Source organism: Dolosicoccus paucivorans (assembly GCF_900100125.1).
In the GTDB taxonomy this organism is placed as follows: domain Bacteria; phylum Bacillota; class Bacilli; order Lactobacillales; family Aerococcaceae; genus Dolosicoccus; species Dolosicoccus paucivorans.
The window spans coordinates 21,582-35,101 of the sequence record NZ_FNEL01000012.1 but is presented as its reverse complement, the minus strand read 5'-3'; the positions used below and the strand labels follow the sequence as shown (position 1 = coordinate 35,101).

The 13,520-nt window shown below is 38.3% G+C and carries 11 protein-coding genes; 2 read left to right on the top strand and 9 right to left on the bottom strand.

Features of this window, described 5'->3' with window-relative positions:
- Positions 1-245 precede the first annotated feature (245 nt).
- Together BLR79_RS03205 and BLR79_RS03200 are read left to right on the top strand one after the other, a co-directional pair.
- Complete coding sequence (locus BLR79_RS03205; RefSeq protein ID WP_092084801.1) at positions 246-797, top strand: SulP family inorganic anion transporter; 552 nt, start codon at positions 246-248, stop codon at positions 795-797.
- Entirely contained in the window at positions 788-1,405 is a 618-nt protein-coding gene (locus BLR79_RS03200) for a SulP family inorganic anion transporter (RefSeq protein WP_159427578.1), read from the top strand. The genes BLR79_RS03205 and BLR79_RS03200 overlap by 10 nt, the downstream gene beginning before the upstream one ends.
- A 58-nt stretch (positions 1,406-1,463) precedes the next feature.
- Here BLR79_RS03200 and BLR79_RS03195 read toward each other — a convergent pair whose 3' ends face one another.
- The 9 genes from BLR79_RS03195 to tsf all read right to left on the bottom strand — a co-directional run bounded on the left by BLR79_RS03195 (position 1,464) and on the right by tsf (position 13,441).
- Entirely contained in the window at positions 1,464-2,429 is a 966-nt protein-coding gene (locus tag BLR79_RS03195; RefSeq protein WP_092084797.1) for a lactate/malate family dehydrogenase, read from the bottom strand.
- A 13-nt stretch (positions 2,430-2,442) separates the two neighbouring features.
- Positions 2,443-6,759: a PolC-type DNA polymerase III gene (locus tag BLR79_RS03190; RefSeq protein WP_092084795.1), complete on the bottom strand. Its 4,317-nt coding sequence runs from the start codon at positions 6,757-6,759 to the stop codon at positions 2,443-2,445.
- Between the two features lie 54 nt (positions 6,760-6,813).
- The gene (gene rseP / locus BLR79_RS03185) at positions 6,814-8,085 is read right to left on the bottom strand and encodes an RIP metalloprotease RseP (RefSeq protein WP_092084793.1); all 1,272 of its coding nucleotides are present in this window, start codon (positions 8,083-8,085) and stop codon (positions 6,814-6,816) included.
- A gap of 13 nt (positions 8,086-8,098) precedes the next feature.
- A complete protein-coding gene (locus BLR79_RS03180) occupies positions 8,099-8,893 on the bottom strand; it encodes a phosphatidate cytidylyltransferase (RefSeq protein ID WP_092084791.1) in 795 nt (264 codons plus the stop codon).
- Between the two features lie 10 nt (positions 8,894-8,903).
- Positions 8,904-9,632 carry an isoprenyl transferase gene (locus tag BLR79_RS03175; protein WP_092084789.1) on the bottom strand — a complete coding sequence of 243 codons (729 nt, stop codon included), beginning with the start codon at positions 9,630-9,632 and terminating at the stop codon, positions 8,904-8,906.
- A gap of 184 nt (positions 9,633-9,816) precedes the next feature.
- Complete coding sequence (locus tag BLR79_RS03170) at positions 9,817-10,938, bottom strand: Fic family protein (RefSeq protein ID WP_092084787.1); 1,122 nt, start codon at positions 10,936-10,938, stop codon at positions 9,817-9,819.
- 169 nt (positions 10,939-11,107) lie between these two features.
- Entirely contained in the window at positions 11,108-11,665 is a 558-nt protein-coding gene (gene frr / locus BLR79_RS03165; protein WP_092084785.1) for a ribosome recycling factor, read from the bottom strand.
- A gap of 93 nt (positions 11,666-11,758) precedes the next feature.
- Positions 11,759-12,484, bottom strand: a complete 726-nt coding sequence (pyrH, locus tag BLR79_RS03160) for a UMP kinase (RefSeq protein ID WP_092084783.1) — start codon at positions 12,482-12,484, stop codon at positions 11,759-11,761.
- A gap of 75 nt (positions 12,485-12,559) precedes the next feature.
- On the bottom strand, positions 12,560-13,441 hold the full coding sequence (gene tsf / locus BLR79_RS03155; RefSeq protein ID WP_092084781.1) for a translation elongation factor Ts: 882 nt from the start codon (positions 13,439-13,441) through the stop codon (positions 12,560-12,562).
- Positions 13,442-13,520: the final 79 nt, after the last annotated feature.

Below are 13,520 nucleotides of genomic sequence, written 5' to 3'. Positions count from 1 at the left end.
CTGTTGCCAATCTTCCGTAAATCCTCTAAATCTCAATTTTGGGACTAATTTTTGTTGTTGATCAGTCATAACGTAACATTACCTCCTAAAAATTGCTTTATTTTATATAATCGTTCATCTTGATTTAATTTAAAAGTTATACTTAACTATATCATAAGTCCCGTTTTTTCTCTTGGTATTTTTGCTTTTCCTTTATACCGTGTTAAAATAGAACAGATTATCAAAATGAAAGGATTTATAGATACATGCAATTATTTAATAAAAAAGAATGGGCAGATTCGCCCATTCAAAATATTTTAGCTGGATTAGTCACATCCATTGCGATTATCCCTGAAGTGATTGGGTTTGCTTTTGTGGCTGGTATTAACCCAGCCGTTGGTCTAATGAGTACGGTAGTTTTATCTTTTGTGATCGCTCTTTTAGGGGGTCGTCCGGGCATGATTACAGGAGCAGCGGGTGCCATTGCAGTGCTGGTTGGAGGTTTAGTGAGTGAATATGGATTACAATATTTATTCGCTGCTTCTATTTTAGCCGGAATCTTCCAAATGATTTTAGGAAGTTTAGGAATTGCTCGTTTAGTTAAGTACATTCCTCAAGCGGTGATGTTTGGATTCTTTAACGCTTTAGGGCTTATTATTTTTCTAGCGCAAGTGCCTAGTATTCGCGAAGGAAATCCCTTATTCTTTATCTTTTTAATTATTGGTCTAGCTCTTTTATATGTTATTCCTCGTTATATTAAAGCAATCCCAGCGCCCTTAATTGTACTGGCTATTCTTACAACTATTAGTTGGCTTTAAATTTACCAATGACACGTATTGGCGATTTAGCCCCGATTCAAGCTTCTCTTCCTAGTTTTAGTTTACCGTCAGTTCCATTAACCTTTGAAAGCTTTAAAATCATTGCCCCTGTTTCCTTAGCCATCGCCTTAGTTGGATTATTGGAGACTTTCTTAACGCTAAACTTAGTCGACGATATGACGCATACAAAAGGAAATCCTAAACAAGAAGCTTTAGGTCAAGGTGTAGCGAATATAATGACCGGTCTATTTGGTGGAATTGCTGGATGTGCGATGGTTGGTCAATCTGTGATTAACGTTAAAAGTGGTGGAACATCTCGTCTTTCTTCATTAACGACTGGCCTTTCCCTTCTTTCTTTATTGCTTTTATTCAGTCCGGTTGTTTCAATGATCCCCATGGCTGTATTAGTTGCGATTATGATTACTGTTTCTCTAAGTGCTATTCAATGGGATTCATGGTCTTACGTTAAAACTCGTCCACCCTATCACGGAGCAGCTTTACTGGTAACAATGATGGTCGTGTTAGTCACGAATAACTTAGCGCTAGGAGTAGGTGCTGGGTTAGTTATTTTCTATGGCTGGAAAAAATTCATCTCTTCAAATGCTTAATTAATTTATCTATACAAAAAGCGTGCTAAGAATTTAAATTTCTTAACACGCTTATTTTTTATTTTAATTCGTTGGCTAGATCAATATTATCTTGAATGGCTTTAACGGAGCGGTCTAATTGAGAACGTTCTACGTCATCGAGCGGCATCGCTAAATGCTTAATTACACCTTTACGCCCTACTACAGTTGGTAAACCAAAAACAATGTCATTGTCTAAGTTATATAATTCTTTTGGAATTAAACTACAAACCGGCTGAATCGCTCTTTCATCCAGTAAAATATTACGGGCGACTTCGTTGGCTGCTTGGGCTACCGCTGCGTTGGTGACCCCTTCTTTGGCATGAAATACTTCGTAAGCCGTTTGTACGGCATATTCCATCATTTGTTGACGGGTCAGTGTGTCAACGTCAGAATATAACTCATCAAATGATGGATAGTCCATTCCTCCAACGGTTATTTGACTAAACCCTGGAAAGGCACTGTAACCATGCTCACCTAACATATAAGCTTGAACTGATTTAGGGTCTACATTGTAATGAGCGCCGATAAATTGTTTTAACCGCGCACTATCTAATGTCGTACCAGTTCCTAACACTTTATGAACTGGGTAATCAAATTCCGTTGCTGCAATATAAACAGCGGTATCGACAGGGTTTGAGATGAAAAGTAAGTTTGGATCTGTGGTGATCTTGGTTAAATCGGTCATTATTTGACGGAAGATTTTAGCGTTGTCTTTTAATAACTCTTGACGGTCTCCTGGAATTTGCCCTTTAGGGTACTGGTGAGTCGCTGCGATAATCACCACATCGGCATCTTTTAAATCTTTATAAGAACCGTGAACAATGTTCGTGTTCGAACGGGTCATAAATCCCGTTGCGTGAGTTTGATCTAACGCTTCTCCTTTTGCTTTATTTTCTTTTATGTCGATTAAAACAATATCTGAATATAAGTTTTGATGAACGGCTGTTGATAATACCAATTCACCTACATGCCCTACACCAATAATGCCTAACTTGTGTCCCATGGTTCGATCCTTTCTACATCATATCAAATAAACTTAGTTGGTTTTCATCGGGTAAGTCTTGAATAACACCGTGATCGGTTAAATATTCAATAATCGTCTTAGAAACCCGTCCACGTTTTTGAATGTCTTCTTTTGATAAAAACGGCGCTTCTTTTCTAGCAGCTACAATTTGTTGAGCCACACTTAATCCTAAACCGGGAATGGATCTAAAGGGTGGAATTAATGTGTCTCCTTCTATGAGGAAGTTTTCCGCATCTGATTTATTAATATCAATCATTTGGAACTTATACCCACGTTCAAGCATTTCATTCGCTAGTTCTAAAGAAACGAGTAAGTTTTTATCTGTGACAGTCGCATCAAAGCCTTTATCATTAATTTCCCGAATGCGGCGTTTGACCATTTCTTTTCCTTGGTGCATCGCGACAATATCAAATTCTTTAGCACGCACGGAAAAGTAAGCGGCGTAATAATACATCGGGTAATGCACTTTAAAATAAGCAACCCGAAGTGCCATTAAAACATAGGCTACCGCGTGAGCTTTCGGGAACATATATTTAATCTTCTTACATGAATCAATATACCACTCAGGCACATTATGTTCACGCATTTGATCTTCCCATTCAGGTGTTAACCCGCGTCCTTTACGCACCGCCTCCATAATCGTAAAGGCTAACCCATCATCTAATCCGTAATAAATTAAGGTCGTCATAATATCATCCCTTAACCCAATTACTTCTGATAGTGGGGCAATATTATTATTAATTAAATCCCGAGCGTTATTTAACCATACATCCGTTCCGTGAGACAGACCAGAGATCTGAATTAATTCCGCAAAGGTTTTAGGGCGAGCTTCTTCTAACATGTTTCGTACAAATTCGGTACCAAATTCTGGAATCCCTAAGGTTCCAGTTGAAGAAAAGATTTGTTCTGGTTCAACGCCTAAAGCTTTAGGACTGGTAAAAATCGTCATAACCTCTTCATCGGTCGGGTTAATAGTTGATGGGTCAATGCCACTTAAATCTTGTAACATCCGGATGACGGTCGGGTCATCGTGTCCTAGTATATCTAGCTTTAAGACGTTTTCGTCAATAGAGTGGAAGTCAAAGTGAGTGGTTCGCCACTCCGCTCCCATGTCGTCAGCTGGGAATTGAATCGGTGTAAAGTCAAACACGTCCATATTATCTGGAATAACAATAATCCCTCCCGGGTGTTGCCCGGTAGTTCGCTTAACCCCTTCAATCCCTTTAGCAAGTCGTTCTTTTTCAGCTTGCGGTAATTCTTCTTGAGTATGTTCCAAATACCCTCTTACGTACCCAAAGGCTGTTCGTTCCGCCACCGTACTAATCGTTCCAGCACGGTAGACGTAATCTTCTCCGAAGAGTTCTTTCGTATATGCGTGAGCCGTTGGTTGGTATACCCCGGAGAAGTTTAAATCAATATCGGGAACTTTATCTCCATAAAACCCTAAGAAAGTCTCGAAGGGAATATCTTGCCCTTCTCTAACAAGAGGAACATCCTCCCCGCAGTTAGGACAAGTCTTTTCAGGTAGGTCATACCCTGAGCCGATCGTTCCATCAGTGAAAAATTCATTATACTGACAATTTGGACAGTAGTAATGAGGAACGAGAGGATTCACTTCTGTAATCCCAGTTAATGTAGCAACTAAACTCGAACCCACCGAACCACGAGACCCTACTAAATACCCATCATCCATACTTTTTAAAACAAGCTTTTGTGAGATTAAATAAATAACCGAGAAGCCGTTACTAATAATACTATCCAACTCTTTTTTAATTCGCGCTTCTACAATTTCTGGTAGTGGATTACCGTACATTTTATAAGCTTGTTCGTAAGTATAATCCGTAATTTCTTGGTCAGACCCTTCAATAACCGGTGTATAAAGGTCTGATTTAATCACTTCTACTTCTTCAATTTGTTCATTTAAGAGATGAGTATTTTCGACCACAATGTTATGAGCTACATCTTGAGGTAAAAAGTCAAACTCATCTAACATTTCCTGGGTCGTTCTAAAGTGAGCTTTCGGTAAATAAAGGGTTCGGTTCGCATTAATTTTCATGGAACGCAGTAAAATTTCTCGGTAAATATGATCTTTTTCATCTAAGTAGTGAACATTTCCTGTTGCGATCACTAACTTATCTAGTTCTTCTCCTAAACGGACCATTTCTTTCATAATGTCTTGTAAAGCCGCATGGGAGCGAACGAGTTCTTGTTCTACGAGAGGTTCATACACACTGGGTGGTTGAATTTCAATGTAATCATAATATTTTGCCAGTTCCACCGCTTCGTCATACCCTTTTTGCATCATCGCCGTAAAAACTTCCCCTTCAGAACAAGCGGTTCCGACGAGTAAGTGTTCACGGTAGCGGTTTAATACGCTACGAGGAATACGCGGGGTACGGTGGAAGTACTCGATATTTGAAATAGAGACCAGTTTAAATAAATCTTTTAGCCCCGCTTGGTTTTTAGCTAACAAAGTGACGTGAAAAGGTCGGCTTTGTTTATAACTATCGCCTTTACCCATTTCGTTATTTAATTGGTCGTGATGGGTCATTTGATAGTCTTCTAATGCTTGTTCTAACAATTTATATAAAATAAAGCCCGTTGTTTCCGAGTCATAAATAGCTCGGTGGTGCTGTTCTAAATGAACTCCGTAATGACGCGCTAAGGTGTTTAAACGGTGCGTTCTTAAATCAGGGTTCACTAATCTAGATAACTCTAACGTATCAATAACAGGTAAAGTGGAAGGCTTCATCCCTAGACGTTCATAAGTTTTGTTAATAAAACCAATATCAAAAGACGCGTTATGGGCGACAAGAATGGTCCCTTCACAAAAGGCTTGAAACTCTTCCATCACTTGCTTTTCAGGTGGCGCATCTTCTAACATCGCGTCTGTAATTCCTGTTAACTCCGTCGTAAAAGCTGATAGAGGATGTCCTGGATTAATAAAGGCTTCGTAAGTATCAATAATGTTGCCTTGATGCATCTTCACTCCAGCAATTTCAATGATGGAGTCATAAATTGCTGAAAGTCCTGTCGTCTCCACGTCAAAAACAACATAGGTGGCATCTTCCAACTCAATATGCTCCGGATTATAAGCGACGGGTTCGCCGTCATTGACGACATAAGCTTCCATACCAAAAATCACTTTAATGTCATTGGCTTTCCCAGCGTGATAAGCTTCAGGGAAGGCTTGAACAGCGGCATGGTCGGTTAAGGCAACAGCCGGATGCCCCCAAGCAGCGGCTTGTTTAATTAAATCAGACGCACTGTTGGTCGCATCCATTTGACTCATATTAGAATGCATATGAAATTCAATGCGTTTTTCATTTTCTGGCGCAGTATCTTGGCGGCTCGCTTTTTTAATTTTGCGAATGCTTCGTGGTTGGAAGACCATTTCATGGGTATAGTTATCCATTTCTAAATCGCCTTCTAAGCGAATCCACTCACCTTTATTAAACTGATGCAGTGCTTCTTTAGAGGCCCTACGCCCTGAAAACATTTTAACTTGGACTGAACTCGTATAGTCGGTGATTTTCATTGTCATCAGTTCCGTCCCACTTTGGAAGGTGCGATATTCAATCGCAAAAATATGCCCTTCAATTACTTGACGACGGGGATTATCATACACATCTAAAATGGTAATGGTTTGACCTTCAGGAATATCTTTACCAATCGTTAAATCAGCGTCCCCTTCTTGAACCTTTGGTCGATTCTTTTGTTGTTCTAAAGCTTGTAAAGCGGCTTGAATCGATGCTTCTTCTTCTTGGTTTTGACGGTTCACAAAGGCTTCATGGTCCTTTTGACTGACCGTTTCATCCACATAACAGGTTAAAGGCACCTGGGTAAAGCTTGCCTTTTGTAGTTGGTCGGCAATCAATTGATGAAATTGGGTTTTAAATGTTTGAATTTGGTCTTGGCTCGCCAATCCGATGCGAATTTCTTCGTCTAAAATTTCAATATTTGCGCTACGTAATAACCCTTCTAGTAAAGGATAATGACGGATCATCAATCGATATAAAGTTGGCCAATAATCAATCAAGGTTTCTTTAGTAGCCTGTTCGGTTGGAAACTGCCACCAAGCATTTGGAGTAGCAATTTCGGTAAAGGCTGATTCTAGTGCATGTTGAAACATTTCATAAACATGGGGATGAAGTCGTTTAGGTGCGGATAAATAAAAATGCCACTCCTTTTTATTGGGATGGACATCCACTTTTATCATTTCCACAGCTTCTAGTTCATTTAAAATATCTTCATCTTTAATTTGTAATTGTTGGAGCAATATATTAAATAGCTCTTGATTTTCTTTCATCTAAATTCGCCCCTTTGAATTAAAAAAGGTGTCACATTAAAGGACACCTTGTTGTTATCGTAATAGTCGCATAATGTCATTCCATGTGACAACAATCATCAGAAGTAACAGTAACCCCACGCCAATAATGGTAATAATTCCTTCTTTTTCTTGGCTTAAAGGTTTACCTCGTACTCCTTCAATAATATTTAAAACAATTTTCCCACCATCTAAGGCTGGAACAGGTAATAAGTTCATCATCCCTAAGTTAGCACTTAACATACCAACAAATTGAAGTAATAACACAAAACTGTTTTCTTGAACGACTTGCCCGGTAATTTGAGCAATCGCCACAGGGCCACCTAGTTGGTTTAAGCCGACTCGGCGAGTAAGCATCGCAATAATAGTGCCCACTACATTCACAATAACGGCCCATGTTTGTGTAAAGCCATACTTCAAGCGGCTCAATAAATGAGTATCGACAGATTGAGTAACCCCTAATTGACCATAACTTTGACCACTGCCATCTTCAAAGATCGCATCAATGTTAACTTCCACTTCATGAGCTTGACCTTGGCGTTCATACACAACCGCCACAGTTTCATCAGGATGTTGCATAATTTGCGACGTTAAATCATTCCAGTTAGTGACCGAGTGACCATCAATTTCAACAATTCGGTCGCCTCCTTTTAATCCTGCTACTTGAGCGGAACTATTTTCGATGACGTCTCCGATTTGGTTTGATCCAGTTGGAATCCCTGGTATCATAAATCCAACAATCATAAAAGTTAAAATCGCTAAAATGAAGTTGTTAATTGGACCCGCAATATTCGTTAATATTTTAGATTTAACGCTGGCTCTTTCATAAGTTCTTTCAATAGGTGCTACTGGAATAAACGTACCATCAGGTTCAATAATATTAGCTGTTTTTGATACCGGAAAACGTACCAATTCATCTTGGCCTAACGTAATGCCTGAAATAAACATTTCTCTAGATAAATCCACTTCATCTACTTGTAAAGGAAGTTCTTCGTTTGTTGAATGACTCGATGTATTAATTGCTTCAACAACTGAATCTTCATTTAATGTTAAACCAGCAGTCATGCCCGGTTGTACTTCATCTGCTTCTTCTCCCATTCCTGCTAGACGAACATACCCGCCTAAAGGAAGCATGCGTATGGTAAAGGTCGTCCCACTTTCGGCTTGTTGACTAAATAGTTTTGGACCCATACCGATGGAGAATTCTCGAACTAAAATACCCGCTCTTTTCGCAAAGTAATAATGGCCAAATTCGTGAACAACGACGATGACCGAAAATACAATTAAAAATATGAGGATTGTCTTCACAAACCCACCTCTTTCAACGAATTAAATTAATCCAAACCATAAACATAATACTTGCAAAGATCGTACTGTCAAATCGATCCAAAACGCCGCCATGGCCTGGAAGTAAATTACCAGAATCTTTAACACCAAAGTGACGCTTATAGGCTGATTCCACTAAGTCACCAAATTGGCCCACCATTGAAAGGGTCATAATGAGTAAATACGCGTGATTGGTTTGACCTAAATTCGGCTGGAAAAACTTAATAAATAACCAACCAATTAAAAGGGCACTCAATACGCCACCTAGGGCTCCTTCAATGGTTTTATTCGGGGAAATATGGGGCGCTAAGGAGCGTTTTCCAAAAAGACGCCCGAAAAGATAAGCTCCTGTGTCCGTGGACCAAATAACAAAAAATAAAAAGAGAATTGTATCTAGTCCCATATCTCGCATTGTAATGACACTATTAAAACCCATCCCAATATATAACGCACCAAAGACAACTAAAGCAGCATCTTCAATGTTAAACGTGCGGTAACGATAGACGGTTAAGACTAATAACGCCATGGCACTTAAAAAAAACATCATAAAAGGGTTAAAGTAATCAGAAAAAGAATATAAATAATTTTGTGGAATTAAGACGTTACCTAACCCAAAGGTCGCAATAAAGCCAATGATATTAAAGTATTTAATATCTCGCATGCGAGCTAATTCGAATAACCCGATAGCGCCTAGTATAAACATACTATAAGCAAAGATGACGCCACCTTTAAATAACAGAGGAATAAAAATTAAAAAACCTAAAATTGCACTAATCGTTCGTTCTCTCATCCTATTCCTCCTAAGTCAATTTTCCAAACCGGCGATGGCGCTTCGTATAGGCTTCTATCGCTTCATCTAAATCATCTTCATTAAAATCCGGCCATAACTTATCGATAAAATAAAACTCACTATAGGCTATTTGCCATAATAAAAAGTTACTTAAACGCTGTTCACCACTCGTTCGGATCACTAAATCAGGGTCGGCTAACTCTTTAAAAGAAGCGGTGGATAAATAATCTTCAAAACGATCCGCATCCAATGCATCAATATCAAAAGGCTCTTTTTGGTAGTCTTTTAAAACATTACGCACTGCTTCAACAATTTCATCTCGGCCCCCGTAGTTAACCGCAAAGTTTAACAATAACCCTGTGTTATTTTTTGTTTTATCTAACGCGTCGAGTAAAGCGTTTCTAGTTTCTTTAGGAAGTTGTTCAATTTGACCTAAATAAGAAACACGCACATTGTTTTCAATGAGTTCAGGTAAAAAGGTATTAAAAAAATCAAGAGGTAAACGCATCAAATAATTGACTTCTTCTTGAGGCCGTCCCCAATTTTCTGTAGAAAAAGCGTAAACCGTCATTACTTGAATACCTAGTTTATGTGCATGCATCGCAATTTTCTTAATCGTTTTAGCTCCTTGATGGTGTCCAGCCGTTCGCGGTAAAAAGCGACGCTTAGCCCAACGACCATTTCCATCCATAATGAATGCGACATGTTTAGGTACATTAACTGAATGACTTTCTTTCATCCTCTAACCCTCCCTGATTATACTCATACTATTATAACAGATTCATTTGTTCTTGTATGCTATTGTAAAGTGAATAATTGTTTAATTTCTTTCAACTTCAGTAAAAATACGCCTCTTGAATATAAAATACTATAATAGTATATGACTAAGTAACAAGAAAGTCTTATCAAATAAATTCAGTGTCTTACTTTTGAATCTCTCGAATAAGATCATAATTATAATATTTGATATTTCTTTTAGCAGATAAATCTTTTTCTAAAAGTCCTTGAGAAACCAGGAAATCTAACGCGTTTCTAGCTGTACTACTATGAACCTCTAAATATTGGGCCATTTTAGCAGCCGTAACGACGGGTTCTTCAAAAGTAGCCAACCACGTTCTTTTTTGATTTTCTGTTTTACATTTATTTAATCCCCTCATTGCTATGTCTTCTGCTCGTGTTAGCTTACCTATTAAACTATCAGCCATTCGCTCACTCGCATTCAAAAAGAACTCCAACCAAATTTGCCAGTTAGGTTCTTCTCCTCGAGTTGCATTTAAAGAATTATAATAGCGCATTCGTTCTCTTTCAAGCTCTTCACTAACAAAAAATATAGGTGCACTTAACACTTCTTCTTTGACGGCCATTAGTACAATGAGAATTCTTCCCAATCTTCCATTACCGTCAAGAAAGGGATGGATTGATTCGAACTGTGCATGGGAAATAGCAATTCTCAGTAAGGAATCCGCATCATAAGAGAGTATTTCTTTTTCTTCATCATCTTCATAATCTAACGTCGAATGACTTTGACCGTTAATAAAATACTCTAAGTTAGTCATATATTCATCAATTTCGTTAGCGCCTATAGGAATGTAAGATGCATTCTTAATATCGCTATCGGGACCAATAAAGTTTTGAACTCTTCTAAATTCTCCTCCACTTGATGTAGTTCCTTTGGCCCCTTCCATTAATATATTATGAAGTTGTTTGAGCAATTTAGTTGATATAACACCGCCATTATCAATTTCTTTAAATCCATACTGTATCGCTTTGTGATAGTTTAAAACTTCTTTTTGTTGCCACGTTAAAGATTCTTTTTCTTTGTTTTCTAATACTTCATGAAAGGTTACTTGTGTTCCTTCAATTCTCGTTGATTGCACTGATTCATTATAAGATAACAGAGTGATTAATGACTGGTTTATAATTGTCTTTTTAATTAAAATATCTAACTTACCCATCTTTTTGTTAACTCGTGCCAATTTCTTATAAATTTTTAAGGCATCATCTAACTTAATTGATACGGGTAACTTTGAAACACCTCTTAACATATCTCTCCTCCTCTTTTTACTAAGTATATCACTCCATTAATTCATTTTAACGAAAAAGTGAACTATGAATCTATCATAATTCACTTTTCTTTGTTTTTTATATTAATGAACGTTATTTGGGAATGAACAAATTAAAAAAGCCGGCTAAGTAGCCGACTTTCTAAAGAGATTAATCATTTAAGATTTCTGATTCTTTTGCTTTTGATAATTCGTCAATTTCTTTAACTGATTCATCTGTAATTGCTTGAATATCTTTTTCTAATTGACGTAATTCATCTTCACTAATGTTGCCGTCTTTTTCTTCTTTTTTAACGGCGTTAATCGCATCACGACGAATGTTACGAACTGCTACTTTTGCGTTTTCTTGCTCTGCACCAACGATTTTTGTTAATTCGCGGCGACGATCTTGCGTTAAGGCTGGAATCACTAAACGGATGACTTCACCGTCATTGTTTGGTGTAATTCCAACGTCGCTTTTTAAGATTGCTTTTTCGATATCGCCTAAACTTCCTTTATCATAAGGCGAAATTAATAACATACGCGCTTCAGGAATGGTAATACTTGCTAGTTGGTTTAGTGGCGTTGGAGCTCCGTAATAAAGCACTTCAACGCGGTCTAAAATACTTGCGTTTGCTACCCCAGCACGGATCGTTCCTAATTCACGTTGGAAAGATTCGATCGACTTTCTCATACGTTGACGCGTATCATTTAATACTGCATTTGCCATAAAATATAATCCTCCTAAGAATAAACAGCTTAATAGCTATATTATATCATCTAGCGCTTTTAAAAGTAAGCGCTATTAAACAAATTTACTCGATTATTCTTTATTTTGAATGGTTGTTCCGATTTCTTCACCTAAAACAACTCGACGAATATTACCTGGTTTGTTCATATTAAAGACAATCAGTGGAATATCGTTATCCATACTTAATGAACTTGCAGTTGAATCCATTACTTTTAGTCCTTTAGCAATTACATCTAAATGACTTAAGCTGTCAAACATAACCGCGTCTTTATTATGACGAGGGTCTGAATCATAAACACCGTCTACGTTGTTTTTAGCCATTAAAATAACATCGGCATTAATTTCGGCTGCACGTAAAGCAGCGTTTGTATCCGTTGAGAAATACGGGTTCCCTGTACCAGCTGCGAAAATAACAACACGCCCCTTTTCAAGGTGACGAATCGCTTTACGGCGAATGTATTGTTCTGCCACTTGACGCATATCTAACGCTGTTTGAACACGGCTTTCAACGCCATTATTTTCTAACACATCTTGTAGTGCTAAAGCATTCATAACAGTCGCAAGCATTCCCATATAGTCTGCTTGAGCACGTTCCATACCCATTTCTTCACCGATATGACCACGCCAAATATTGCCGCCACCGACAACAATCGCGACTTCGACGCCCAGATCAGTAATTTCTTTAATTTCGTGAACCATTCCTTGAATTGTTTGTGGATCAATGCCATACCCTTTGTCTCCGGCCATGGCTTCGCCACTTAATTTAAGGATGACTCGTTTAAATTTTGGTTGTTGCATTAAACTTAGTCCTCCATTCAATTATAATAATACTCTTTAAAAAAATCCCCAACTTTCATTGGGGATTAAGTTAAATTATTTACGCATTTCTTTTGCAACTTCTGCTGCAAAGTCTTCTTCACGACGCTCCATACCTTCACCAACTTCGAAACGTACGAATTCTTTAACGTTTCCGCCTACGTTTTCAACGTATTTAGCGACTGTAACGTCTGGATCTTTAACGAATGGTTGCTCTGTTAAGCTCATTTCTGCTAAGAAACGGTTCATACGACCAGTGATCATTTTCTCAACGATATTTTCTGGTTTACCTTCGTTTAATGCTTTTTCAGTTTGGATTGATTTTTCGTGCTCAATCACGTCTGCTGGAACTTGGTCACGGTGAACGTATTGAGGGTTAATTGCAGCAACGTGCATTGCAACGTCACGAGCAACTTCTTCGTCTGTTGAACCTTCAATGACTGTTACAACACCGATGCGTCCGCCCATATGAACGTACTCACCAAATGCGTCACCATCTTCTTTAGTTAAGATTTCGAAACGACGGAATGAAATGTTCTCACCGATAACGTTAATTGCGTCAGCAATTGCGTGCTCTACTGTTTGACCATCAATTTCTAATGCCATTGCTTCTTCCATTGATGCAGGTTTGTTTTCAGCAACAACTTTAGCAATGTTTTTTGCTAATGTTTGGAATTGCTCGTTTTTAGCAACGAAGTCTGTTTCTGAGTTTAACTCAATGATTGCTGCTGTGTTACCATCTGCGTAGCTTGCAGTAATTCCTTCAGCTGCAATACGGTCAGCTTTTTTAGCTGCAGAAGCTAGACCTTTTTCACGTAGGTGGTCTACTGCACGGTCGATGTCACCTTCTACATGCTCTAATGCACGCTTAGCGTCCATCATACCTACACCTGTCATATCACGTAATTCTTTAACTAATTTTGCAGAAATTTTTGCCATGATTGAAATTCCTCCTTGATTTGATGAATATTTAACAAAAGCTGACTTAACACAGGTCCTAAGCTTAAGAGCCTATGGT